This window comes from Vibrio tapetis subsp. tapetis (assembly GCF_900233005.1).
Lineage (GTDB): Bacteria > Pseudomonadota > Gammaproteobacteria > Enterobacterales > Vibrionaceae > Vibrio > Vibrio tapetis.
Window position 1 is genome coordinate 1,082,614 of the sequence record NZ_LT960612.1, and the last position, 26,192, is coordinate 1,108,805.

Below are 26,192 nucleotides of genomic sequence, written 5' to 3' on the forward strand. Positions count from 1 at the left end.
ATGGAATGCAAGTAAGGAGGCTGTTATGAAGTCACTGCTGTCGTTGAATTTACTGATTAAATTGTGCGTATTGCTCACTATGGTGGTCATCGTACTTGGCGCGTACACAAGGTTGTCGGACGCAGGGTTAGGCTGCCCAGACTGGCCAGGGTGTTATGGTCATTTGTTGGTGCCTGAACAAGCCAGTGAATTAAGCGCAGCGAAGGCCTTGTATCCCGAATTAACGGTAGAGCCGCATAAAGCGTGGCTGGAAATGATTCATCGATATTGCGCTGCAAGTTTGGGGTTCATTATTTGTGTGATCGCAATGTGGAGTGCAAAAGAGAAAGGACAACTACAAATACTGCCTTCCGCCTTAGTATTGCTGGTTATCGCACAAGGGGCATTAGGAATGTGGACGGTGACATTAAAGCTGTTACCAGTTGTTGTTATGTTGCATCTCATCGGCGGTTTTACTTTATTAAGCCTGTTGTATTTGCTTCATTGCCAACAAGTCAGAACACTGCGGGTTAATACTAACGAATCACAACATCTAGAGAACCGTGACGAAAATAGGGGCGTTTTCCCTAGAAAATTAGCCATTTTGAGCATCGTTGTCTTGCTTGGTCAAATCTTACTAGGTGGGTGGACATCGTCCAATTACGCGGCACTTATGTGTACCAGTCTTCCTATATGCCAAGGAGATTGGCTATCTCAGCTTAATTTTACTCAAGCCTTTGATTTACTGCAAAGTGGGCATGATAACTATGAATTTGGCGTGCTTGATTACTCCGCCAGAATGACGATACATGTCTCCCATCGGTTCGGGGCAATTCTAACGACAGCGGTACTGCTTGGATTGATATCGCAATTATGGAGCCATCCTTTAGCGTCATTAAGAGGGCCGGGAAGAGTGCTACTGTTGCTACTTATTGGCCAAATCGCGTTAGGCATTAGTAACGTATTATACCAACTTCCTCTATCTGTGGCGGTTGCTCATAACTTGGGCGCTGCTTTGTTGCTACTGTGTTTGGTTCGTATTAATTACGTTTTATCTATTCAAACGGTGAAAATTAAACATTCTCAGCCAATGATGAGCACTGGAGGCGAATCATGATCGATAAATCATCTTCTCAAACCGCGTCATTATCAAATACGGACGCTTCATTTCAATGGCAAGATTACTATCGGTTAACAAAACCAAAAGTGGTCGCATTGATGTTGCTTACTGCGTTAGTGGGCATGGCATTGTCTTCTAATCAAGCTTTACCTTGGTTAAGTGTGACGGCGGGTCTCGTCGGGATTGGCTTAATGGCAGCAAGTGCGGCGGCCTTTAATCACCTGATTGATCGCAGAATTGACGCCGTGATGGCAAGAACGTATAAGCGCCCTTTGCCGTCAGGGAATGTAAAAGCCGTTAACGCGTTCTTGTTTGCTGTTGCCATCGGGGCATTGGGTTTTGCTATTTTGTATTTATGGACGAACCCTTTGACTGCGTGGCTCACATTTGCAAGCTTACTTGGGTATGCGGTGGTTTATACCTTGTACTTAAAACGCGCGACACCTCAAAACATTGTGATCGCAGGGATCGCAGGGGCAATGCCACCATTACTCGGTTGGACGGCTATAACGGGGGAGCTGCACTCGCATGCGTGGTTATTGGTGATGATTATTTTCATTTGGACGCCGCCACACTTTTGGGCGTTGGCCATTCATCGTAAAGATGACTACGCAAAAGCAGACATTCCCATGTTGCCTGTGACTCACGGCGTTGAATATACCAAAACCAGCATTTTGCTCTATACCATCTTAGTGGCCATCGCATGCTTATTTCCGGTTTTGGTCGGCATGAGCGGGCAGTTTTACATGGTGGTCTCTACGGTACTAAGTGCAGGGTTTATCTATAAAGCGTGGCAACTTAAGTTTCATGATAGACCTGGTTATGCAATGGGGGTGTTTAAATACTCCATCTATCAGTTGATGTGGCTTTTCGCAGCACTGCTGGTGGATCATTATTGGTTCTAGATGGGGAAGATGACTAGGTAGCACTAAGCATAATAACGAAGCGAGCCGCTAAATTTATCACGGCTCGCTTTTTTACGTCTGCTATCGTTCAACTTTCGGAGGATAAATAGAGTAGGCGGTGACTTGCCCTGCCACAATGGCCGAAAACATAAATAAGGCCGACAAGCCAATGCTCGGGATAGGTAAAATAGATTGCTCAAACACAGATTGACTGGCACTGATTAACACGCGGCTACCCGGAACCAAGATGATAATGCCTTGAAGAATGTATATTGCGCCAGTCAGGTTCATTTTTTTAGCAACCCAAGTACCGTACAAAGTAATGAGGACGGTTGTTACCCAAGTGCCTACCACCCATCCACTGTCTAGCCCTAGATAGAATGGCCCCCACATGCCTAAAACGGCAACAGGAAGCCCCAATAGTATGTCCATTGGTCGGGCATTAAAGATGATGCCGATAGACACCGACAGTAAAAACAAACCAATGACATGTAAAAACGTCGGAACTTCATTGAGGTAGCTGGTATCTGGCGCATGACCCCATACGGACTCGCCGATATTCAGCCCAATCACAATACCGACAAAGAGCTTTATCAAGGTGAGCGCGCTTTGACCTAACAAGCTAGTGCCAGATACGAGATCGTTAAAGGCGAGACATTCTAATGCGTTGGCGATAGAGAGCCCGGGCACAAACAAAATCACAGCAGCAATGCAGATGGTCCAAACGGGAATAGGTAACCCCGTACTGGCTACAAATGCCACCAAAATTCCCGTAATGAGCGAGGAAATAAATTCAACGGCAATGCTTCGGCGTCCTTTGCAAATCAGCTGACAAACCCAAACCATGAAGCCCAAAAATATCGAGAATAATACCGCTTCCATCGTGCTGCCAACCAGCATGAGGTATGCCGGTGGAATACCCATATTTGCCAGTGCGACCACCCATTTTGGGTAACCTACAGGTTCGTCAACGGCTTCGTGGCTCGGCTGATTAATGCGAATAATGGTGTTAGCGAGCAATGCAAGGTTGATTGAAGCCGGCTTCAAACGCTTCATCACCACGGCGTTGTTATCATCAGGGAATTGGTAGTTGATGGTGGTCGGTGTTGCTTGAATCATCACCTCAACATTGTGCTTAGACGCGTAATGTTGAGTGTATTTTTCCACTTTGTAAGGCGCGCAACCGCTGCGATGAAGCTTGTCGCCAATCTCAACAATTTTCTTAATTCGATATTCTGAAGGCATAGGAAAAATAAGGTGGGTCTATAGTGTCGCAAAGGTAACAAACAACAGCTTTACTGACAAAATAAGTAATGCGATTTAGTCGGTAAGTTCACGAACTAAGAAATATGGAAATACTCTGATTGACAGCGGGAAGGAGTTAAATGGAGGAAATGACGTATTGTTCGATATCGGAACATAATAATTGTCAATATCATCATTACTATCCTAGTGTTAACATAATAATAACAAAGACTAATGGTTGAATCACAGTATGGGGATTAATATGAGGTCGTGTTTTAAGTGGGTTAGAGATGGTCTCCTAGGTACTGCAGTCTTAATCAGTTTTTCCGTTTTATCATTTAATGATCTAACCATTTACACCGAAGAGTTTCCTCCTTATAACTTTACTGAAAACGGAGAGCTAAGGGGCATCACCGTCGATCTGCTACTTGAAGCCACTAAACGAGTTGGTAAGCCTATTGAAGCCGATGATATTAAAGTACATCCGTGGGCGCGCTCATATCGACGAGTTCAAGTAGAACCCAACACGATGCTGTTTTCCATGGCGCACATTCCCAGTAGAGAGAAGTTGTTTAAATGGGTTGGACCCATTGGCCAAACTCGTGTGGTGTTGCTGGCGAAAAAGAACAGAGGCATCAATATTAGCGAACCAAGTCAATTGCTCAACTATAAAATTGGCACAATCAGAGACGACGTGGCACAGAAGTTGGTTGAACAAAGTGGAGTCGATGCCGAGACAATAGAGCATACATCGACAACAACATCGCTCGCAAAAATGCTCGATCTTGGTCGTATCGATTTATGGGCCTATGAGGAAAATGCGGCTCTGTGGGTTATGGAGCAATCCGGGCTTGATAGCCGAGACTTTGAACCCGTATATGTTCTGATGGAGCTGGATATGTACTTTGCGCTCAACCGAGGTACGGAGCAAAGTACCGTAGATGAATTGCAAAAAGCGATTGAAGATGTGATGAGAATTAAAGTAGATACAGGCCGAAGCGACTTTCAAGATATTTTTGCACACTACTTGCCCGAAGGTAGCTAAAAGCTTGCCAATATCAAGATGCGGCAGAACCAAGTGCTATTGGCCTGCCATACATAAATTTTACCTGCTCAAAGCATCGCTTATACGTCAACAATAACAACGTTGACACCCGCCTCTCTAAGAGATTCAAGTACCGTTTCATCAGCGAGGTTATCGGTGATGAGAGTATCTAGCTGATTTGCGGCTGCGAGTACTTTTCCGCTATGTTTTCCTATTTTACTGCTGTCTACTAGCGCGACTAATCTGTCGCCATATTCCAACAGTTTTTTTTCTGCCATGTAGACCAATAGATCTGAAGTATGAACTCCAGATTTAGAAACACCTGCGCCAGTAAAGAAAATAAAGCGGCTTTTAGTATCGTCGCTGGCTTCAGGGTCGGGCGATATGGTGATTTGTCGCTCTGGTAAATACTGCCCACCTAATATGATGATATTTTGGTGATCTTGCTGGATCAGTTGGCATGCCAGCGGCATAAAATTCGTAACCACTTGCACATCACGTCCTGCTAGGTGATCAGCCATTAAGAATGTTGTGTTACTACCACTGATCACGACGCTGTCATGCTCATCACACATCATTGCTGCAGCTTCTGCGATAGCTTCTTTACGATCGTACCCTTCTATATCTTTTTCGCTAGGAATAAAGCTGACCGGTGTTTGCCTTATTTGCTCCGAGTCTGCATCGATGGCTTCGGCCCCATTTCTGATCTTTATCAGCCTTCCTTCTCTTCCAAGTTTCGTAATATCTCGTCTTGCAGTAGATAGAGATATATCCAGCATGCTGACGTAGTCATTGGTTGAGATAAATCGGTGACTGACTAAATGTTCCAATAACCGTCTATGACGTTGAGATTCATTCATTTTTATTCTCTCCTGAACTTTTCTTGATTTATTTTGACCCCTTTTGACCGAAAAAGCAATTCAAGATTGACAATGGCTATAATTGACCTCTTTTGACGCATAAATTGTGACTAATGACACGTTTGTGACCATAAAAAGATCAAAATGACTTTACGTGACCGATTATGGTCGGTTATGGTTGTTTTGCGCCGAGAGAGTTCACTAGGAGTCAATATGAAGTATCAAGCCGTTGTGTTGGATTTAGATGGAACATTACTAAATGACCAAAATCAGATAAATGAAGTGAATCAAGCTGCTGTAAAACTAGCCATTAAAGAGGGCTATAAAGTAACGCTCGCGAGTGGAAGGCCACATCAGATGATGTTGCCTTACGCAAAGAGTTTAAACATTCAAGAGCCTCTAGTTTGTTGCAACGGTGCTTACTTATTTGATGTGACAACCAATTTGAAAATTGATGCATTGGCGATTAGCAAAATGAAACTCGTTAAATTGCTTCAACTGCTTAACGATGGGCAATTTGACTTCACTCTTTACGCTGAAAACGGAATTTTCGCTCAGCGTGAATCGCAGCATATTGCGGGTATCTTGACGCAAGGTTGCGAATTAGCTGTGGATTTGAATGTTCAGCTTATCTCTGACCTAGATTCATTGGTTAGTGCGGCCGGAGCGGTGTTCAAAATATTAGTACCAAATCAAGACAACGCATTACTAGCCGAACTTAGAAATACCTTGTCGACACAGTTTCAAGCTGACTTATCAACACCCAACAAATTGGATATCACTGCGAAAACCGCCAGTAAAGGCCGAGCACTTCAAACTTGGTTAAAGCGTTGTGATATCTCTTCTCATTTCACGGTGGCTTTTGGCGACGGGGACAACGATTCATCCATGCTTAATAGCGTTGGAGAACCCGTTGCTATGGCGAATGCCAGCCCACGTCTTAAGGGCATCGCCAATGTCATTATTACTGATAATAACGGTTGTGGTATCGGTCAGTACCTTCGCTTGATTATTCAAGAAGGTCAGCGTTTTCACAATCACTCGTATAGCTAATAAGGAAAAATCATGAAAAAAGTAAAAATCGCCGCAGGTCTTGCACACGTTGATTACGGTCATATTGCAGACGTCGTTAAAGAAGTTTCCGATGCGGGTGCTGACTACATTCACTGTGATGCAGCCGATATGCATGACTTGAAAAATTTACAGCTAATGGGTGGTCACCAGATCGTTGAAGGCATTCGTCCGTACACTGAAAAACCAATTGAAGTACACGCTTACTTTAAAGATTGCGACCGTCTTTTCATTGAAAAAATCGCAGCGGCTGGTGCAGACATGCTTATCTTGCCTGCGGAGCATTTCATTGGCGCACCACTTTGTTACATCATTAAATACTGTAAAGACATGAACATGAAGTTTGGTCTAACAGTGGGCGCTCTAACGCCAGTGTCGTTTGTAAAAGAATCTATTTACTACTTGGATCGACTACATATTGTTATTCACGGCATCAACGATGACGACGATGAATGGCTATGGCGTGAATCTGCTATCGCGATGATCCGTGAAGCGCGTCAGTTGATTAACGAACGTAACCCTAACTGTGAACTGTGTGTAGACGGCGGCATTCGTAATCACAATATCGAACTGCTTCTAAACGAAGACATCGATGTAATGGTTGCGTCAACCAATATCTTCGGCCACGAAGATGGCATTACTGCCGGTGTACGTGATTTCAGAGCGGCTATCGACCAGCTAGAAAACAAAGCGGAAACAGCGACAAAAGCGAAAGTTGAAGCTGAAACGGCATAACTTCAATCATCACTTTTGGCGCTGAGCTGCTCCCCCCTAATGCTCGCAGTAAGGCGCCAATATTAAAGGAAATAGGTATGACATCATTTAATCATTATCAACCGACTCAGCTGACATTTGGTGCTGGGAAAATTGAACAAATCGGCCAACTTGTTGCTCGATATGGTCAACGCTGTTTGGTTGTGTCTGAGCCTGTGTTTGCAGCTGTAGAACCTGCTTATCAACGTATTTTTGCTTTGCTCGAACAAAGTGGAGTCGACGTCGTACATTTTGATGGTGTAGTACCTAACCCACCAACCGAAGTGGTTGAACTGGGGAGGCAAGCAGCGATAGACGGTCAATGTGATGTGGTTTTAGCGATTGGTGGAGGCTCATCCATTGATACTGCAAAAATTATTTCTGCGACAACAAAAACGGAACGTATTGATTGGCCGCATTGGTTTAACAGTTACGACAAGCCGTTTGGTGAAATAGAAGCGCTTCCTGCTGAAGTTTTGCCTCTAATCGCCGTGCCAACAACATCTGGAACCGGTTCTCAAGTTACGCATGCTGCCGTCATTACAGACCAAGCACAACACGCAAAACTAACCCTATTTCATCCAGAGTTTTACCCGCTTGAAGCCGTGATAGATCCCGAGCTGATGCTCACCTTGCCTGCACGAATGACAGCCATGACAGGGTTTGATGCATTTTCGCATGCATTTGAATCATTTACGGGCGCTATGCCATCTCCTTTTGTCGACAACCTTGCGTTGCAAGCGATGAAATTGGTAGTGGATAACCTACCTAATGTAGTGAAAAACGGACTGGATTTGGATGGAAGATGCCAACTAGCCGTGGCCGACACTTTAGGTGGTATTTCATTGGCCAATGGTGGCGCGGGGGCACCGCATCCATTGGGTGAAATCCTTGGTGGTAAAAATACATCGTTACCACACGGCCTGACTTTGGCCATTGTTTATCCAGCTTATGTACAGATTCAATGGCGTAAACAACCAGAGCGATTTGCACAAGTTGCCGAACTGTTTGGTGCCGTGGGAAGTGCTGAAGAGAAAGCACAAGCATTAGCCGGACACCTTGTTCAATTCTTATCGGAAATCGGCTTAGAAAGTAATCTGACGCAAGTTGGCATTACCGAGCAAGACGTACTCGATTTAGAACCCGCATTTTGTTTCGATTTACCGTTAACCAGCGCTGAAGAGATGAAGAAAGTGCTTCACGCGAGCTTAGTTTAAATCGAATAAAACAGGAGGCACGACCATGGAAAAATCAATGAATCAATTGAGTAACGGCTGTAATGAAATGGAAAGAGAGGATTCATTACAAGCAAACACTAAAGCGGTCATTTTTGATTTCGATGGTCTCCTTGTCGACACTGAAACTTGTATGTACGAAGCCTGGGAAGCTTTGTTGTCATCGTATCAAGTCTCGGTATCGCAACTCCAGGTTGCTGGCCTAGTAGGGTGCTCAGCGCCAGCAACCGACCTCTATAACCTCTACCGTCAGGCTTCAGGGTTATCAATCAGTAATGAAGAAATTGTTGAGCAGGTACTTCGTATTGCTTACCAGCGGATTGAAACCATTACTGAGCGCGAAGGTGTATTGGATTACCTGCAACAGGCTCGTAAGTTAGGCTTTAACATTGCGTTAGCCACCAGTTCAGAACAATCACATTACTTACCAATATTAGAACGTCTTCAATTAACTCATTTTTTTGACCACTTTGTTGGCGCAGAAGACATCGCTAAAGAAAGACGTAAACCCCAGCCAGATGTTTACTTACAAGCTCTAAGTTTACTCGGTGTTTCTGCCAGTCAAGCTATCGCCTTTGAGGACTCACCTCCCGGAGTAACGGCAGCTCGAGCGGCAGGGATACGGACAGTCGCCGTTTCAAACACATTAACGCGGCATTTAGATTTATCCGAAGCTGATGTCGTCCTTAGCTCAATGACCGACATGCCCCTTATCCCTTTAATTCATCACTTATCAGAGAAGTCATCATGAACAAATTAGAACAACTGAAGCAGTTTACGACCGTTGTAGCTGATACAGGCGATATTGAGGCGATTGATGCATTCCAACCTCAGGATGCAACCACAAACCCATCTTTGGTACTCAAAGCGGCGGAAATGCCGCAATACGATCACCTAATTCAAGATGCTATTACATGGGCTAAACAGCAAAGTACGCAACGAGACCAACAAGTCATTGATGCGGCAGATAAGCTTGCGGTCAACATTGGCCTTGAAATACTAAAAACCGTTCCGGGCAAAATTTCGACCGAAGTCGATGCTCGTTTGTCTTTTGATAAAGAATCAAGCTTGAGCAAAGCACGTAAATTAATCGCGATGTATAACCACGCTGGTATCGAAAACGACCGAATCCTGATTAAGCTGGCCTCTACGTGGGAAGGCATTCAAGCGGCAAAAGTATTAGAGCAAGAAGGCATTAACTGTAACTTGACGTTGTTGTTTAATTTCGCACAAGCAAAAGCGTGTGCTGAAGCGGGCGTATTTCTAATTTCCCCGTTCGTTGGTCGTATATTGGATTGGTTCCGCAGTAATACGGACAAGCAAGAGTACGCACCATTTGAAGACCCGGGCGTGGTTTCAGTGAGTGAAATTTACGATTACTACAAAGATCATGGTTACAAAACTGTGGTGATGGGCGCAAGTTTCCGTAATACCGATGAAGTATTGGCTCTTGCTGGTTGTGATCGTTTAACCATTGGCATTGCCTTGTTAGATGAGTTAGCAAGTTCAGAAGGTGATGTGACCGCAGCGCTTGAAGCACATAGAGACACAGTAAAGCCTGCACCTGAAGCAATGCTTGAAGCCGCGTTCCGTTGGGAAATGAATCAAGACCCAATGGCCACCGAGAAATTGTCTGAAGGCATTCGTAATTTTGCGGTTGACCAAGGCAAGCTTGAATCCATGTTAGCGGCACGTTTGTAGGAGCATGACCATGATTTTACGTTCAAAACTGGCTGATGCCGTTCGTGTGTTAAGTATGGATGCGGTGCAAAAAGCAGGCTCTGGTCACCCGGGAGCCCCTATGGGTATGGCTGACATTGCAGAAGTGCTTTGGCGCGATTTTTTAAAGCATAACCCAACCAATCCAAATTGGCCTGACCGAGACCGCTTCATTCTATCCAATGGTCACGGGTCAATGCTGATTTACAGCTTGCTTCATTTGACGGGTTACGAACTGTCAATGGACGATATTAAGTCGTTCCGTCAACTGCATAGTAAAACGGCAGGCCATCCAGAATACGGTTATGCGCCGGGTATCGAAACGACGACAGGTCCACTAGGGCAAGGCATTACTAACGGAGTTGGTATGGCGCTGGCCGAGAAAGTACTTGCTGAACAATTTAACCGCCCAAGCCACGATATTGTCGACCACCATACTTATGTTTTCATGGGTGATGGTTGCATGATGGAAGGCATTTCGCATGAAGCATGTTCGCTTGCTGGAACGTTAGGTTTAGGTAAGCTGGTTGCTTTTTGGGATGACAATGGCATTTCGATTGATGGAGACGTTGAAGGTTGGTTCTCTGACGATACGCCTAAACGCTTTGAAGCTTACGGCTGGCATGTTATCTCGGAGGTGGATGGTCATGATGCTGATGCCATTCATGCTGCGATTACCGCTGCAAAGAAAGAAACCAATAAACCGACGCTTATTTGCTGCAAAACCGTTATTGGCTTTGGTTCACCAAATAAAGCCGCTAGTCATGATTGCCATGGTTCACCATTAGGCGAAGAAGAAGTGGCGCTGGTTAGAAAGTCACTTGATTGGAATGCACCCGCATTTGAGATACCGACGGATATAGCCAAAGCGTGGGACAGAAAAGAGCAAGGTAAGCAGCATGAAGCACAGTGGCAAGCCCGTTTCGATGCTTATCAAAAAGCCTACCCTGAATTAGCAGCCGAATTTGAGCGTCGAGAAAAAGGAACCTTGCCTGAGAACTGGCAGGCGGTGAGTGAAGCGGTTATTAATAAATTGCAGGCCAACCCGCAAACTATTGCGACACGTAAAGCATCGCAAAACACCTTAGAAGCATTCGGTTCAATTTTGCCAGAATTCTTAGGCGGTTCAGCGGACTTAACGCCATCAAATTTGACGAACTGGTCCGGCTCAAAAACCATCAGCGCTGATGATGCATCAGGAAATTACTTAAGCTACGGCGTTCGCGAATTTGCGATGTCGGCCATGATGAATGGTATCGCGCTTCATGGTGGCTTTATCCCTTACGGCGGCACGTTCCTAATGTTCATGGAATACGCACGCAATGCACTTCGAATGGCCGCATTGATGAAGCAGCGCAGTATTTTCGTCTATACCCATGACTCGATTGGGCTAGGTGAGGATGGGCCAACACACCAACCTGTTGAACAAATTGCGTCATTACGCTTAACGCCGAACATGAGTACGTGGCGCCCGTGTGACCAAGTAGAAACAGCAGTGGCTTGGAAGTCTGCGATAGAGCGAACTGATGGCCCAACCTCACTTATTTTCTCTCGTCAGAATCTAGAGCAATTTGAGCGTAGCCCCGAGACGTTGGCAAATATAGCTAAGGGTGGTTATGTCCTTTCTGATTGTGATGGTGAACCAGAGCTTATCTTCATCGCAACAGGTTCTGAAGTGGCACTTGCTATGAGCGCTAGTGCAAAGCTATCAGCTCTAGGCAAGCGAGTTCGAGTGGTGTCAATGCCATCAACTGACTTATTTGATGCACAAGATAAAGCTTATCGCGATTTAGTATTGCCTTCAAATGTGACGGCTCGGATTGCGGTTGAAGCGGGCATCAGTGATTTCTGGTTTAAATATGTTGGTTTAAACGGCGATATCGTTGGTATGACAAGCTTTGGTGAGTCGGCGCCTGCAGAGCAGTTATTTGAAATGTTTGGGTTTACCGTAGATAACATTGTCGACCGTGCAAACACTTTACTTGAGGTGAGTGTATGACCCTGACGGCGCATTATTTTTCAAATGAAGATGTCGGCGATAACTATTTAACGACGGATGATTGCTTGAGAACCAAAGCCGCTAAAGTTGCGTTAACTCATGTGTTGGCCAACCTAAAATCGGATTCAATTATCGGTATTGGGACCGGGGCAACAGTCGAAGTTTTTGTTGAGCTGCTTGCGAGTAGCGGAGCAAAATTTTCCGCTTGTGTGTCTAGCTCCAATCGTTCGACCAAGGCGATAGAAAAACACAACTTACCATTGATAGAAATGAAGGAATGCAGCCAAGTTGACTTTTACATCGATGGTATTGATGAAGGGCTTAAAAATGGAACAACCATTAAAGGCGGCGGCGCAGCACTTGCTCGCGAAAAAGTGCTAGCGACACTGGCCAAAACCTTTATCACCATTGCTGATAGTGGCCGTAAGGTACAAGGATTAGGGCAATTCCCACTACCTATCGAGGTATTGCCTAGTGCGCAACTTGCGGCCACTCTCGCTTTTAGCCAAATGGGTGGTGCCGTGACATTACGAGCAGGCTGTGTGACCGATAACGGCAACATTATTCTTGATGTTACTGGGTTTGATATGACTGAACCAGAGCAGCTCGAAGTTGAGCTAAATTCGATTCCTGGTGTGGTTGAAAATGGCATCTTTGCAAACAGAAAAGCCGATTTAATGCTGTTTTCAGAGCAGCGTGGTGTGAACCTATTTTCACGAAATGAGAACTTGATTACAAATCTATCAATAGCTCTGTCAGAGCAAAGTCAATAAGGCGATAAACATGAAGGATTGCAACGTAACAAATCAGGTCGCAGGGTATCTTGAATACAACCAAGCAGCACTGTTATCCGACCTTGCTAAATTGGTTGCAATACCTTCGGTTCGCGATGAATCGACTCGTACGGAAAATGCCCCGTTTGGCGCAGCAATAAGACAGGCGTTTGATGCGCTGATCGCTATCGCAAAACGTGAGGGCTTTACAGTTCGAGACCATCAAGGATACGCACTGGATATTACTTATGGTGACGGCGAAGAAGAAATTGCTCTACTGCATCATATTGATGTGGTCTCCGAAGGTGATGTATCCAAATGGCGAACGCCGCCTTATCAATTGACGCAAGAAGGTGACTTGTTATTTGGTCGCGGTGTTACTGATAACAAAGGGCCGCTTGTCGCCAGCTTTTACATCTTGAAGATGATCAAAGAACTTAAGTTACCTGTAAACAAGCGTGTTCGCTTGATTGTTGGTGGCGCAGAAGAAACAACGTGGGAGTGTGTTGAACATTATTTCAAACACAACCCACAACCGAAATACGGTTTTTCTCCCGATGGCGACTTCCCAATCGTCAACGGCGAAAAAGGGATCATTTATGGTTCATTTATTAAGGATTTCCCATCCGAGATCGATAACCAAGATCCGAGCCTTGTGATTGGCATTTCCAGTGAGCGTGACCGCAGTTCTACCTGTCACAATTTGGAAGTGGAATTAACGGGCAAAAAAGGAGCGCAACTGGCCAATGAAATGACCCATGTTGCGAGTATTTATCAGTCAAAGGAGTGCAATCGCGTCTTGTTTGAGACGCCGTGGGAGAAATCCCGCAACCCGCATCGAGTGAACAACTGTATTGATCAGCTTGTTCACGTGCTGCGAGATGTGGATCACCTAGATCGCCGTACCTATGAGGTTGTAAGTTTGTTAGATACATTGTTTACGAACTCATGGGATGCAAAGAAACTGGGTCTTTATCATGTTGATGACGAGATGGGCAGCACGACTTGCTGTGTGTCTTCACTCAATATGGATCAGCATCAGTACAATTTGGATTTTGATTTTCGGTTTCCTAAAGGATTGACGGTCGAACAGGCTCGTACCCAGCTTCATTTATTTGCACGCCAATTTGGAGTGAGCTTTGTGGAACATCAATACTTACCTCTATCTTACCTCTCACCCGAAGACCCCTTAATCCGAGCGATGGGAAACGCCTATCAATCGGTCACCGGAACTGAAGCAAAGTGCTTTAGTAAGGGCGCAGCATCTTATGCTCGCGCACTTGAACACGGTGTCGCGTTTGGTCCTACTTTCCCAGGAGATGTGACTTTTGTGCATGAGCCGAACGAACAACTCAGCTTAGAGTCACTTATAAAATCTATAACAATTTACGTGAACGTTCTCATATCGCTTTAGGAGTAAATTATGAGAGATAAGGTACAAGCATTCGCCGGGGCAATGATGATCCCAATTATCCTACTGGTTATGGTAGGTCTATTTGTGGGCATCGGCGCCGCCTTTGTAAACTACATTTTACCGGAAGGTACATTCCTTTGGGCTATATTCAAGATTATCGTGGATATGGGCTTTATGGTAATGAATTACCTACCATTCTTCTTTGCTATGGGTTTAGCATTTGGCTTAGCGAAAGCTGAAAAAGGCTGGGCAGCCTTTACAGGTTTCACTATGTTGATGGCCTTTAACGTTGTTATCCGCACCGTCGCGGGGATCAATGGTTGGACGCAAGAAACCATCGAAGTAGAGAATCTCATTACCCAAATGGGTATGGAGAAGCAAACCGCACAAAACTTCAATGCACTTTGGGGTGATGTCGGTGGTATTTTCACTTACAACATGGGCATCTTTAGTGGCCTACTTGTGGGTGCTATTGTCGCTGCTGTGCATAACCGTTACTACAAGACTGAATTACCTAACTTAATCAGCTTCTTTGGCGGCCCGCGCTTTGTTGTGATTATTTTGTTCTTCGTCATGATCCCTGTTGGTGGCATTTCTTACTACGTATGGCCTTACATTGCAGGTGGCTTGCAGTCGATTACCTATGCGATTACAGAGTCTGGTGTGTTTGGTTCGTTCCTCTTTGGTGTGGTGGATAAATCACTATTGCCGTTAGGGCTTCACCACTTAGTTGCGTTCCCGATTGAATACACTCGAGTGGGTGGTGTTCTGGAAGTCGACGGTCAAATGATTGAAGGTGTCCGTAATATTATGTTAGCTCAGGCGAAATCAGCCGATGCGACAGAATACATCGTTCATAACTTCACTACGGGTCGTATTCTTATTCAATTTGGTGGCTTACCAGGAGCGGCACTTGCTATTTACATGACAGCAAAAGCTGAGAATAAGAAGAAAGTGGCGTCGTTATTAGTGCCTGCTGTGTTTACTTGTGCGTTCGTAGGTATTACTGAGCCACTCGAGTACACCTTCCTATTTGTTCAACCGTTGTTATATTTTGCTATCCATGTGCCACTGAACGGCCTTGCATACATTTTGGCTGAGATGACGAATGTGTCAATCTTGGGTAACCAATTGTTGTTCATGGTACCAAACTTGTTCCAGCCGCATAAAGTGCACGCTTGGTCGTTGTTATACCTTGTACCGATTTACTTTGTGGTTTACTTCTTTGCCTTTAAATACGCGATTCTTAAATGGAATGCGAAAACACCAGGGCGTGAAGATGAAACTGAAGGAGAAACGAAACTGTTTACTAAGAAGGACTTCTTAGCAAAAGACGGTAAACAAGCAGGCGCGGCTGCAGGTGGTATTGCAGCAACAGGTTTAACTCTGGGCATCATTGAGGCTCTGGGTGGTGCAGACAACATCGAAAACGTGGCGAACTGTGCAACCCGTTTACGTATTTCACTTCATGATGAATCATTGGCTTCCAACGACCAAACCTGGAAGCAAGACTTGAACGCCATCGGAGTGGTACGTATGAACAAAGGCATTCAAGTTATCTATGGTGCCAACGTGATCACCATTGCGTCCAATGTCAAAGAAGCCTTAGGTTTCGATTCCTAGCTCTACCTTCCAATAATAATAAGATGACCCACTCCATAACACACCGTTATGGAGCTGGGTTCCCTGTACCCAAAATATGGAAAAATACGATGATCTCTAAGAAAAGTTGTACTCTGTCAGTGCTTGCACTGAGTGTATCTGGTGCGTTGTATGCTAACGAAACTCCTCCTAATCCTGAATGGTCAGAACGAAGCCCTATTGTATTCTGGGGGGACAGAGCGAATGAAGACTGGACTTATGTCGATGGTTTGACTGAATCGGAAAAGAGTTTTTCGGAAAAACTGAAACGCATTGATTTTGGCGAATCTGGTGATTGGAAAGTGTCATTTGGCGGCAACTTTAAAGCGTCGTTGGATAACCGTTGGAATCACATGTATGACAGCAGTGATCGTAAAAAAAATGAAGTCCGTACGCGTTTATATCTAAGCTCTGATGTTACTTACCAAGACTGGATGCGTGTGTTTGGTGAAATTCGAACTAATTATACCAATTTGGAAAGCCCTGGTCCCGTTGACGATGGCGGTACTGATGTACATCAATTATTTGCTGAATTTAAGCTTCTTGATGATGGTGAGCAGTTCTTAAGTACACGCCTTGGTCGACAAGAAATTTATTTAAATGACTGGCAAATGATGAACCGTGAGCCTACGCCTGTTCAGTCTAGTTGGAATGCGGCCAGTTTTAAATATCAAGTAAGCGGCATTAACTTTGATGCGTACTATGGTGAAGAAGTGTTCCCGACCAGAACTGATGCCGGTTGGGGCGGCAATTGGGATGACAAAGTAAACGGTAATAAATCGGTTGGTTGGTTTGTTTGCAAATTGGAAAACCGATTTTGGTTCTATGCAAAGCTATTTAATGAGCAATAAACTGACGAACTCGAGCTTCGTTAATGCGCCAAATGGTGATGTTGACATTCAAGTGCTTGGTTTGCACGCTCATAACTTCGTTAGCGAAGGCTTTGGCTACATGGCTGACGGTATTTACCAGTTTGGTGATCATGCTGGGAAAGATATTTCGGCCTACATGGGTTACTTAGATCTTAACTACAACTGGAAAGCCGATTGGAATTACCGTTTAGGTATGAACATGCATTACGCCTCTGGTTCGAGCAAAGACAGCGATAAGGTCAACACCTTTAACCCATTGTGGACAGGTGACCCACTAGGCTTTGCACATGATGGAGCATACGGCAACGCCATGCAGCTTGGTTCTTATACGGTAATCGAATACATGCCAAAACAAAGTGTTATTGCTGGCTTTATGTCGACGTGGCGAGCGAATACTGAAGACGCAATCTACACTCTGAATCAAGACGTTTTGTTTGACTCGAACTCAGATGAAAAATACGCATACACTCAGTTCTACTTGCAGTTTCATAATTACTTAACCACTAATGTGAAAGTAGAAAGTAATTTCTACTATGCATTGGATAGCCAATACACACGTGATGTGGTTGGAGAAGACAGTAGCAATATTGCTCGCGTGGAACTTGCACTTATCTACAACTTCTAATAATTAAATAGTCCCGTCCTAATTTTGCGCCTAGTCTTATAGCTAGGCGCTTTTTTTGTGTTTAACGTTTTAAGTATCAATGTGCTAGTATCGCCGCGAATTTATCTTGTGAGGTCCTATGGTTAAGAGCTTTCAACTGTTGGGTGTAAAAGAAAAGTGCAGCGTACAACGAGCGCAGCAACAACATCAGCAACTGCATCAACTGATCCAACAATCAGACCATGTGCCAGAGCCTTTGCTTAATTTGATCGATAAAGCGTTAGAGCGCATCGAGCAAGGTAAAGGTTCCGACAGCTTATTTGGTGTAGACGAAAAACTGATGCTTAAGATCGTAGCGATGCATCAAAAAGTTAATTTACTTGAACATCAGAATCAGGTGTTGAGGAACCAACTGCGTAACAGCGAGAATAGTGAGTTAACCGCAGAGGAGGAACCAGGTAAATCGACTAAATTAAAATGGGGATTTCTGGTTGCTTTTGTGTTGTTTGGTTTGGTGTTTGTGCTTACAAGCACGGGGGTGTTACGGAACCCTTATTTGCCGGAAAATAAGCCTTTAATTGCTAAACAATTAGAATCAAGCTACACAAGCAATCTAAGCAATATTTCGACCACTAGGTGGAGTCACATGACCTTTAAAGGTCATGGCTACTTAGCGGTTAGAAATGAAATGGGTTCTTTGCTAGTCAAAGAATGTGCAGATACTTGGTATCACTTAACCCGGACAGATAGGGCTTCACCTGGTGTGTGGCAAGAGGCTAAGCTGGTTGGGCAATATCAGAAGTTTCTTATTTACAGTACCAACCCTCCTTTTATCCAAGAGAAAAAACTACTTAGCAATGGTGAAGAGTTTTCAGCGCAAGGTTTAAATGAAATCAGTCATATGGGCTGCCCTTAATCGTTTTCCTTCTTACGACTTTTTGAACACCCCTAAATGAAAAAAGCCAGCAAGGAGCGTGCTGGCTTGGGTGCGCATGGGGGAGGTGCGCCAAAGGCCGTTGAATTACGGTTTTTCAACTAGCCTATAATGGTCTCCGTCTTTGATCACGGAGACATTAAAACCGTTTTGTTTAAGGGCGTCGTAGTTGTGTCCTGCCACGGCTGGCCAAACCGCCATAGCAGACAGGCGGGTTTTACCAGTATTAACGAGGCGGTGTGCCAAATAACCACCAATATGGTGAACACTGCCTGCAAAAACGTTCTCAACACGAACTTCACCTAGCCTTCTCCTTGGCAACCTAAATAGAATTCAGCTTGTTCAATGCGCTGGTGGAAGTGCCCTCGGGTCATATAAAACTCATCGCCGACGGTGCCTGCTTCAAGGTGAGTGACACCAAAATTGAGTTCACCTTCCGCGCTTTGGGCGGGTAACATTTCCACTTGGTAAACCGTTTGTTCACTATCCACAGCTTGATAAGCATCAGTATCACGAAAAACACCTTGTAGATCGGATAGCTTGGTCACTTTAGATTGTTTGTTGATGGTATTAATTTGTCCGGTATTGAAATCAATACTCGGTGGTATCGACAGTGCTATTGGCATGAGATCCCCTTATTGGCAATGCGGTTGAGTTCACTAAATGCGAGAAACAGGTGGTAGAAAGTGCTGGCCGGTGAGTTATGGTGAAGTGCTTGACCATATTGATCCAACTGATCTATCCATAAACCAGACTTAGCGGGTGTTAGATAGAAATCGAAAATGCGCTCTACCGCGTCAATGATGTTATCTCGGTAACTAGGGAGGCGGCTGTCTTCCCATAAGGCAATCTGAGCTTTTAGATATTCTGTTTGGCACCATAATCGCGAAGTAGAACGGAATGGTGTTCCATCGAAAAGCACTTCATCTCTAACCAGTCCATTAGGATTATGACCGTATTGGTTGGCAAATTGCTCTAGTGCCGTAATGTGAGCTGAAACATCGGTACCAGAAAGTTTGCGGTATTGGTGTAAAAGCCATATCCACTCGTAGTGATGGCCAGGGTCAACTTGATGACTAAGAGGGTGCTGGCTACGCCACGTAGCGGTGAAAAACTCGCCTAAATAGCCTTCATTTGAGTGGTTTTTGCGTAGAAAAATGGTTTCAAATAAGCGGTATATGGATTGAGCACGTGTTAGCCAAATAGTGTCGTCGGTTAACTCATAACAAACCATGAGCGCTTCAAATAAATGCATGTGCGGATTTTGACAGCGAAGTTGATTTTCGTTTGTCGACGAGCGGAATCCTGGCGTAAATGGGGCTTGCAGAGAAGATTCAAACCATTGGTAAATTCGTTCGAGTTCCTGCTTACTGTCAGGGTCTAACGTTAGGTGGTAATGCCACGCATACCCCAGCAGAGCAAAAGCGTGCTCATAGGCATTGGCGCTGCTATCGTTTGGCTTTAACTGTTCGTCTAGTGAAAAGACAAATTCACCGCTCTGGTTATAAAAGTGGGGCAGCCCTTTTTGGATGCACTGGTCAACTTGGTTACGTGAGCTAATTAGCCCCTGTAGATGGGCGTGGCTGAATACATAGATTTGTCGTGGTTGAACCCGAAAACGACGTGCGCTCTCTTGATAGGGGTTACCGTCGGCATAAAGCCCTTCATGAAATAGTGCGGATTCAGGTGAAAAGCCTGCTTTTAGCCACGTTGGTAGTGCCTGTTGGGTCAACCACTTTTGGCACCGTTGCGCTTGAGAATGAATGGTATTCATTGTGTCTTCCGTTAAATATAAGAGGGCCGCAGCCCCCTTAATTAAGAGATGATTAGAACAAGCCGACCGCAACACCGAGTGCGGATAGCGCCACTAAAGACAACATGGCTTTGACTGGGCTTAAATTTTTCTTCGCCATGGCATACCACGTCCCAAGTACGACGAGTAGCGGTAGCAGTTTAGGGAAGATGCCGTCAATCATGGCTTGAACATGGATATTCACCCCGTCGCTAGTCACGTATTCTAGTCCTGTACTTAGGTTGACGTAACTTGCTGCTACTCCGCCCATAACAAACACCCCAAGTAATGACAGAGCTTCTCGAATTTTGGTGGATTTATGACTCACCAGCACCTCTACTGAGCCTGCCCCCATTTTGTAGCCCTTCATAAATAGCGCGTACGAGCCAAAAATGACGATGACATTAAATGAAATAATGTAGAACAGCGGCCCAAGAATGTTGCCGCCAGCGGCGAGCGCCATACCAATACTAAGTAAGATTGGGATAAGCATGCCCGGGATCATCGAATCGCCAATGCCGGCAACCGGTCCCATTAGGCCGACTTTTAAGGTGTTAATGGTTTCGCCATCAACCGGTTCGCCATTGGCCTTTTTCTCTTCCAGCCCGACAGCCATACCAGATATGATGGCGCCCAGTTGTGGCTCAGTGTTATAAAACGATGCGTGACGTTTCATCGCTTCTTGGCGTTTATTCTTATTTGGGTAGAGTTTTTTAAGTGCGGGCATCATGCCAAGGCAAAAGCCAAAGGATTCCAAACGCTCAAAGCTCATTGAGGAAAGGTTATACATCATCCATGCGCGCCAACACTTAGTCAGGTCTTTTTTATCCAACGCAATTTGGCTGTTTTCGATGCTGTTTTGAGTTGTATTAGTCATTAGAATTCGTCCTCATCGTCGTCCATTACTTGAGCCGATGCGGCAGGCGCTGGCTGCGGATCTGGTTTGTAGTTGTAGTGGAGCAGTGCCAGTAGAGCCCCTACCATAACTAGGCCAACCATATTGAGCTTAAGGAACACGATGCCAACAAACCCAACGAGGAAGTAGATCAGCATAGTGGACTCTTTGATGATTTGTTTAAGCAAGATAGCGATACCAACGGCAGGCAAAATACCTCCGAGTACCGTCATTGTATTGATCACCAAGTCGGGCAAACTGGCCATAAAGCCTTCGATGTATTGATTACCAAAGTAGACCGCGATAAAAGTTGGAATAAAGCGCATTAAGAAGTTGGTGATTTGCGGATAAATGGCGGTGTTCATGTAAACGCCTTTATCATCGCCATCTTCGATGGATAAGTCCGCTCGGTGGTTCCAATAGGAGTTGAGTACCATCATAAAGTTAAAAATGATGGTGCCCGCGATACCGATGGTGGCAGCAATGGCGACGGCCACTTCGACCCCTTGCCCTGACATTACGCCAAGGGCGACGGCAGGATAAGCGACAAAGTTTAGGTCTGCGGGCATTGCACCGCCAGGGGTTACCATCGCGATATATACTGCCTGAACAGCAACCCCGACCATGATACCCGTTTGCAGATCGCCCAATATCAATCCGACTAACATACCGGATACCAGTGGGCGGGTGAGGGTGTACCATCCTCCTGTTAGGCCAAGTAGCCAAGGGGTGGATAGTGCACCGAGATAGCAGAGTATCCCGATTAAGACAGCTTCAAAAAACATAATATAGTCCTTTAGTTCACGTCATTTTTTATTTGTTTAATTTGGCTTGTGCATCTTGCCAGGTGTAGGAACTGGCGTCGGGCACGAGTCGGAAGTCGATTTGATGACCAAGTGTTGTTAAATAATCGAACGCGGCGATCTCTTCTGGATTTACGCATTGATTACTGCCAATGGTGACGGTGTTGGCGCGGGCACTCATTGGCCCAACGTTAATGTTGTTATTTAAGTTTTGGAGGTCGATCCCTGCTTTGCAGATGTTCTCCAATGTCACTGGCGACTTGGCAATCACGAAGTATTTCTTCTCGCTGGCAATCACTTTTGGCAACTTGGCAATGGCGGTTTGGGTGTCAAATAGCCATACTTTTACATCAGTGACGGCGCCTTTCATTACTTGAGATAGCAAGGGGTCAGCGGCAACCGCGTCGTCAATCGCGACGATACCGTCACAAGGACGTTCTTTAGCCCAACGGGTCATTAATTGACCGTGGATCACTCGGTCGTCTATTCGTACAAATGAAATAGCCATGTTTGCTCCTTAAAAATCGTCGTCTTGTTCCACTGTCGTCGGTCTTTTTGCCATTACGATGGTGCCAAGCGCTTCTTGTTGTAGGGTATGGGCAACCGAGGTTGGGTTGTTCTCTTCGGTTAAGTCGGCTGCCATTAATAGGGTGGGGAAGTTAATCCCAGTTAATATGGTTACTGGGACAGACAATCTGTCATCGAAAGCATAGGTGCAGGCTACGTTATAGGGAGTGCCGCATTCGAGATCGCACAGAACCACGATGCCGTTCAAATTTTGCTGCTGAAGCGCAAGCATGTGGGTAGCAAAATCTTGTTTAAACTGTTCAATACCACCAACTTCGGTGAGAGAGAGGCTGGAAGTATTGGGTAGCTCACCAAACACCATTTTCGCGCTGGTAATCAGGGCGTCGGCTAGTGGGCCGTGAGTCGCTATAACAAAGTGAATCATGATTAACCTCTCACGTAAGCTTTGATTGTGGCGAGCGTTTTTTGGTCGCTCTGCTCGCAAGGTTGAATTTGGTATTCATCGACGTTGGCTGGAATGATAAACGTTTCAGCGTAATGGACGACAAATGGGGCAAACTGGTGAGTTGGGCTGCTTACTATGGCTTCGCGCCCTTCCACTAAGTTAAGTACATTTACTTTGCCTCCGGTTCTATGCAAAACAGGTTTGCTAAACCAATGACGGCGAGTTTCGATGAACTCTCGCTCATGTAGACCCGTGCGCTCTTCTTTCCAGCCATCCCCTTCACTTAGTGGCGTTACAGCATTGACTAGGTTGTCAGTGACCCATTGTGTATCGCGATCCCACTGAATCACTTCCTTACCATGATCCAAATGAACGGGGCGTGGCTGCCCGTCTAATCCGATTCGGTCCCAATCCCATAACTTAAAGGTGAATATGTAAGGAGTGGCGCTGATCTCTAGCACCATTGAGTTTGCGCCAGAGCAGTGAATGGTGCCCGCAGGGATCAAAAAGTGGTCGTGTTTCTTAGCCGGGAACTGATTAATAAACCGTTCATCGTCAAAAGACTTCTCGCCTCGTTGGGCTGCGTGTAAGTCGGCCATCATATCGTCTGGGTCAATGCCTGTTTTTGTCCCCAGATAAACGCTTGCATCGTCACCGACATCCAGCATGTAGTAGCTTTCATCTTGGGTATAGTGCATGCCGAATTCCTGTTGGATGTATTCGGTTAGTGGGTGAACTTGTAAGCTTAAGTGCTGACCTTGCATGGTATCGAGAAAGTCGAAACGAATAGGGAATTCAGCGCCAAATCTCGCATGAACTTCTTCTCCTAGAAGCGCTTTTGGTTCGAGCATGACGAGGTTTTGTGATGGGATCTCGATGATGATGTCGTTGTATTTAAGCAGTAAACTGTTCTCTTCTGGTACGCAATCAAAACACCAAGCATAGTTTTGTTTACTTGGGTCAAGATCGCACACCTCTTTCATCCATTGGCCGCCCCAAACTCCCGGGTCGAAAAAAGGAACCAGACGAAATGGTTGTTCGGTGGTCTGTTTTAACCCCGAGATCAGTGCCTGTCCGGTTAATAGCTTGGGTGTATTGATGTTGTTGGTGTCGAGTAGGAAATCAGCCTGAGGCAACAATTTGCTTTTGTAGCGGTCGAATACGCGCCATTCGATAAAGAAAGAACGTTTGTAACGGCGCAGCAGATCTTCATCGAAGTTATTAACGCCCCAGTTGCCTAGCTCGCCGCGACGAAAGCGCTGTTGAATCTCCCAGCGGGCTAGATCGGCGTAAATCAACGTATCGGCATTAGCAAAAAGAGACGCTCCGTGGCCGTAAACCACAACCAAGCCAGACTCAATTCGTTCTATTTGTTGCTGTAGGTCGCAAAGTTTGTCCCTATCAAAGAATTCATCTAATTTATGGGGAGCAATAACACCGAATACTCGGTCGTCGGTGATGTGGCGTTCTAGCATGTCGAAGATGCGTTCTTCGCTGTATTTAGCTTGATCGGTAAAGAAAAGGTGTTTGCCACCTAAAGGGGTGATTAGGTGTGTCAGTAGATCATCGTGATTAACCCCATGGTAGGTATCAATCACTAAAACATGCTTGCTGCCCGGTTCAATGCGCTTTTGAATCTCACGGGTAATCTCTGGCCAATTTTGCCAAGCGTGGTGATCAAATCCCGTGACAGTGACGTGGGGAAACTTGTCGTAATTCGGGCTTTCAGATAGATACGTCATAAATCATCCTTCGTTTATTTTCTGTTGATATATTAATCAGCAAAGATGAATAACGGCAAATAGGTTAACGTGGTTAACCCGTCAATTAAGCCCGACAGAAGTGCAATCTGATGATAAACGTCGGTTAGATCACAGCATGAAACGGTCAAAAAAGCTCCAATTAAGGTTAATCGATTAACCTAGGTGTTAACCACAGGAGATGTGATGGGTAAGGCGACGATTGCCGATGTTGCGAAGTATTGCCAAGTGTCGACCGCAACGGTGTCGATGGTGTTGACTAATAAGGGACGAATTTCGGAGGCAACTCGCGCAAAAGTACTTAAAGCGGTAGATGAGCTTGGTTATATCTATAATCAAGCCGCCGCGAACTTGCGCCATAAACGCAGTAATCTCGTGGGGTTACTTATTCCTGATATTACGAATCCATTCTATGCTGAGCTTATTGCCGGATTAAGCCATTGGCTGGAAGAAAATGACTCATTGTTGTTTCTTGCCAATGCGGAAGAGAATGTCGCAAGACAAGACAAATTTATTGAATCTTTGATAAGCCAGAACGCAGGAGGGCTGGTGTTATGCCCTGCAAAAGACACCGATGTTAGTTTTCTTAATACCGTGAGAGGACGGGGGTTTCCTATCGTACTTGCAGTGCGTCCGGTAGGAGAAGATCAGTTTGACTATGTCGGTACGAACAATTTCATGGGGTTACAGGCAGCGACGGAGCACTTAATCAACCTTGGCCACCGAAATATTGCATTTATTGGTGGCTTAGAAGGCTCACAAACCCGTTCTCATCGCCTTGGGGGGTACATGTCTAAGTTACTTGAGCATGGTATCTCTCCCCAAGAAAAATACATATTAAGTTGCGGTGCAAGCCGGCCTGAAGGGGCAGCTGCAACCAAAAAGATGCTTAACCTAAATCCGGAAATTACCGCTGTGATTGGATACCAAGATATTGTCGCTTTTGGTGTCATGCGGGCGATAAAAGACATGGGGCTGAAGGTTGGAAAAGACATTGCCGTCGTTGGGTTTGATGATGTGCCTGAAGCGACAGACACAATCCCTAGTTTAACGACGATTTCTGTTTCAGCACGTCAAATTGGTCGAGCGGCAGGTGAGATCCTTTTGACGCGGATGAAAGGAGGAGATAAGCCTATTAAAAGTCTTATTTTCCCACCCAAGCTGATTGTACGCAGTTCCTGTGGCTCAAATGAGTGATGGGCTACCGTACATAACCTGCAATTGCGCTCACGTACCAGTGGTGCAGTTTGCCATCGGGTAATTCTAGCCAGAGATCATTCTTATATTGAGTGATCTTGCCATTGACCGTAATTGTTAAGGTATGCTCTTCATTGCCCGTCAAACGTACAAACGGGTCGGTGGTGATCAAGAAAGGGTCAATGTCACTGATTTTAGTGTCATCTGTGGTCACATAATAATGGTACATCGGGTCGACTTCAGGATCGGTCGAGATACTTCTAAATCCGACCATTTTGAACGGTGCATCTGAAAATGGCGCATCGAGAACTTGTTTTTCAAGTGTTGATTGGGCTGGCATCAACAGCCAAGCTGCAAATGCAACAGTACAAAATAGGGCGATAAAAAAAATGGATTTGAGAGCTTTCATGATCTGATGGTCTGATATTAAAGACGGGCGTCGATAATACCACGCAAAAGAGCGCTATCCATTATAATTAGTGTTGGTAGTTTGCTTCGCGTCTCATCTGTGCCCGGCGTGTGTGAAGGTCGAAAACTCTGTTATGCCGTGTTTGTTTACCCGTATGCTGAAGAAACCATCATAATTGTCATTTTTTGATGAAT

General features: G+C 45.2%; 24 protein-coding genes and 1 pseudogene. 15 read left to right on the forward strand and 10 right to left on the reverse strand.

What is annotated here, in order from left to right:
• Positions 1-25 precede the first annotated feature (25 nt).
• Together VTAP4600_RS21840 and cyoE are read left to right on the forward strand one after the other, a co-directional pair.
• Positions 26-1,096 (forward strand): COX15/CtaA family protein, encoded by a 1,071-nt coding sequence (locus VTAP4600_RS21840; RefSeq protein WP_231897930.1) that lies wholly within the window; start codon positions 26-28, stop codon positions 1,094-1,096.
• Positions 1,093-2,004, forward strand: a complete 912-nt coding sequence (gene cyoE / locus VTAP4600_RS21845; RefSeq protein ID WP_102524851.1) for a heme o synthase — start codon at positions 1,093-1,095, stop codon at positions 2,002-2,004. The genes VTAP4600_RS21840 and cyoE overlap by 4 nt, the downstream gene beginning before the upstream one ends.
• A gap of 81 nt (positions 2,005-2,085) precedes the next feature.
• Here cyoE and VTAP4600_RS21850 read toward each other — a convergent pair whose 3' ends face one another.
• A complete protein-coding gene (locus VTAP4600_RS21850; protein WP_102524852.1) occupies positions 2,086-3,249 on the reverse strand; it encodes a threonine/serine exporter family protein in 1,164 nt (387 codons plus the stop codon).
• Between the two features lie 262 nt (positions 3,250-3,511).
• Between VTAP4600_RS21850 and VTAP4600_RS21855 the strand changes: the two genes are divergently transcribed.
• On the forward strand, positions 3,512-4,294 hold the full coding sequence (locus tag VTAP4600_RS21855) for a substrate-binding periplasmic protein (RefSeq protein ID WP_172443205.1): 783 nt from the start codon (positions 3,512-3,514) through the stop codon (positions 4,292-4,294).
• 80 nt (positions 4,295-4,374) lie between these two features.
• On the opposite strand, the gene ulaR is transcribed toward VTAP4600_RS21855, so the two are convergent.
• Positions 4,375-5,154, reverse strand: coding sequence for an HTH-type transcriptional regulator UlaR (ulaR, locus tag VTAP4600_RS21860; protein WP_102524854.1), 780 nt, complete (start codon positions 5,152-5,154; stop codon positions 4,375-4,377).
• A gap of 213 nt (positions 5,155-5,367) precedes the next feature.
• On the opposite strand from ulaR, the gene VTAP4600_RS21865 reads away from it, so the two are divergent.
• From VTAP4600_RS21865 to VTAP4600_RS21915, 11 genes and pseudogenes are all read left to right on the forward strand, one after another.
• The gene (locus VTAP4600_RS21865) at positions 5,368-6,207 is read left to right on the forward strand and encodes an HAD family hydrolase (RefSeq protein ID WP_102524855.1); all 840 of its coding nucleotides are present in this window, start codon (positions 5,368-5,370) and stop codon (positions 6,205-6,207) included.
• Between the two features lie 12 nt (positions 6,208-6,219).
• Positions 6,220-6,960: a ribulose-phosphate 3-epimerase gene (locus tag VTAP4600_RS21870; RefSeq protein WP_102524856.1), complete on the forward strand. Its 741-nt coding sequence runs from the start codon at positions 6,220-6,222 to the stop codon at positions 6,958-6,960.
• A 77-nt stretch (positions 6,961-7,037) separates the two neighbouring features.
• A complete protein-coding gene (locus VTAP4600_RS21875) occupies positions 7,038-8,195 on the forward strand; it encodes an iron-containing alcohol dehydrogenase (RefSeq protein ID WP_102524857.1) in 1,158 nt (385 codons plus the stop codon).
• A gap of 25 nt (positions 8,196-8,220) precedes the next feature.
• Positions 8,221-8,964 carry an HAD family hydrolase gene (locus VTAP4600_RS21880; RefSeq protein WP_102524858.1) on the forward strand — a complete coding sequence of 248 codons (744 nt, stop codon included), beginning with the start codon at positions 8,221-8,223 and terminating at the stop codon, positions 8,962-8,964.
• Positions 8,961-9,914 carry a transaldolase gene (gene tal, locus VTAP4600_RS21885; RefSeq protein ID WP_102524859.1) on the forward strand — a complete coding sequence of 318 codons (954 nt, stop codon included), beginning with the start codon at positions 8,961-8,963 and terminating at the stop codon, positions 9,912-9,914. The genes VTAP4600_RS21880 and tal overlap by 4 nt, the downstream gene beginning before the upstream one ends.
• 10 nt (positions 9,915-9,924) lie before the next feature.
• A complete protein-coding gene (gene tkt, locus VTAP4600_RS21890) occupies positions 9,925-11,931 on the forward strand; it encodes a transketolase (protein ID WP_102524860.1) in 2,007 nt (668 codons plus the stop codon).
• Positions 11,928-12,704 carry a ribose-5-phosphate isomerase RpiA gene (rpiA, locus tag VTAP4600_RS21895; RefSeq protein WP_102524861.1) on the forward strand — a complete coding sequence of 259 codons (777 nt, stop codon included), beginning with the start codon at positions 11,928-11,930 and terminating at the stop codon, positions 12,702-12,704. The genes tkt and rpiA overlap by 4 nt, the downstream gene beginning before the upstream one ends.
• 10 nt (positions 12,705-12,714) lie before the next feature.
• Positions 12,715-14,118, forward strand: a complete 1,404-nt coding sequence (locus VTAP4600_RS21900; protein ID WP_102524862.1) for a Sapep family Mn(2+)-dependent dipeptidase — start codon at positions 12,715-12,717, stop codon at positions 14,116-14,118.
• 9 nt (positions 14,119-14,127) lie between these two features.
• Positions 14,128-15,741, forward strand: a complete 1,614-nt coding sequence (locus tag VTAP4600_RS21905) for a PTS transporter subunit EIIC (protein ID WP_102524863.1) — start codon at positions 14,128-14,130, stop codon at positions 15,739-15,741.
• Between the two features lie 89 nt (positions 15,742-15,830).
• Positions 15,831-17,256: pseudogene (locus VTAP4600_RS26635) on the forward strand (alginate export family protein).
• 118 nt (positions 17,257-17,374) lie between these two features.
• Positions 17,375-18,151: a hypothetical protein gene (locus VTAP4600_RS21915; protein WP_102524864.1), complete on the forward strand. Its 777-nt coding sequence runs from the start codon at positions 17,375-17,377 to the stop codon at positions 18,149-18,151.
• Between the two features lie 320 nt (positions 18,152-18,471).
• On the opposite strand, the gene VTAP4600_RS26445 is transcribed toward VTAP4600_RS21915, so the two are convergent.
• From VTAP4600_RS26445 to VTAP4600_RS21950, 7 genes are read right to left on the reverse strand one after another with little or no spacing between them, the layout of a single operon-like run.
• The gene (locus VTAP4600_RS26445) at positions 18,472-18,795 is read right to left on the reverse strand and encodes a glucose-6-phosphate isomerase family protein (protein WP_231897933.1); all 324 of its coding nucleotides are present in this window, start codon (positions 18,793-18,795) and stop codon (positions 18,472-18,474) included.
• Positions 18,786-19,943, reverse strand: a complete 1,158-nt coding sequence (locus VTAP4600_RS21925) for an AGE family epimerase/isomerase (RefSeq protein WP_102524865.1) — start codon at positions 19,941-19,943, stop codon at positions 18,786-18,788. The genes VTAP4600_RS26445 and VTAP4600_RS21925 overlap by 10 nt, the downstream gene beginning before the upstream one ends.
• A gap of 52 nt (positions 19,944-19,995) precedes the next feature.
• Positions 19,996-20,838 (reverse strand): PTS system mannose/fructose/sorbose family transporter subunit IID, encoded by an 843-nt coding sequence (locus tag VTAP4600_RS21930; protein WP_102524866.1) that lies wholly within the window; start codon positions 20,836-20,838, stop codon positions 19,996-19,998.
• A complete protein-coding gene (locus VTAP4600_RS21935) occupies positions 20,838-21,641 on the reverse strand; it encodes a PTS mannose/fructose/sorbose/N-acetylgalactosamine transporter subunit IIC (RefSeq protein WP_102524867.1) in 804 nt (267 codons plus the stop codon). The genes VTAP4600_RS21930 and VTAP4600_RS21935 overlap by 1 nt, the downstream gene beginning before the upstream one ends.
• Before the next feature lie 28 nt (positions 21,642-21,669).
• Complete coding sequence (locus VTAP4600_RS21940; RefSeq protein WP_102524868.1) at positions 21,670-22,167, reverse strand: PTS sugar transporter subunit IIB; 498 nt, start codon at positions 22,165-22,167, stop codon at positions 21,670-21,672.
• A gap of 9 nt (positions 22,168-22,176) precedes the next feature.
• The gene (locus VTAP4600_RS21945) at positions 22,177-22,611 is read right to left on the reverse strand and encodes a PTS sugar transporter subunit IIA (RefSeq protein ID WP_102524869.1); all 435 of its coding nucleotides are present in this window, start codon (positions 22,609-22,611) and stop codon (positions 22,177-22,179) included.
• 2 nt (positions 22,612-22,613) lie between these two features.
• Positions 22,614-24,374, reverse strand: coding sequence for a class I mannose-6-phosphate isomerase (locus VTAP4600_RS21950; RefSeq protein WP_102524870.1), 1,761 nt, complete (start codon positions 24,372-24,374; stop codon positions 22,614-22,616).
• 204 nt (positions 24,375-24,578) lie between these two features.
• Here VTAP4600_RS21950 and VTAP4600_RS21955 point away from each other — a divergent pair, with 204 nt between their 5' ends.
• Positions 24,579-25,589 (forward strand): LacI family DNA-binding transcriptional regulator, encoded by a 1,011-nt coding sequence (locus VTAP4600_RS21955; RefSeq protein ID WP_102524871.1) that lies wholly within the window; start codon positions 24,579-24,581, stop codon positions 25,587-25,589.
• Positions 25,590-25,593: 4 nt separating this feature from the next.
• On the opposite strand, the gene VTAP4600_RS21960 is transcribed toward VTAP4600_RS21955, so the two are convergent.
• Positions 25,594-25,998, reverse strand: a complete 405-nt coding sequence (locus tag VTAP4600_RS21960; RefSeq protein ID WP_102524872.1) for a hypothetical protein — start codon at positions 25,996-25,998, stop codon at positions 25,594-25,596.
• Between the last annotated feature and the right edge of the window lie 194 nt (positions 25,999-26,192).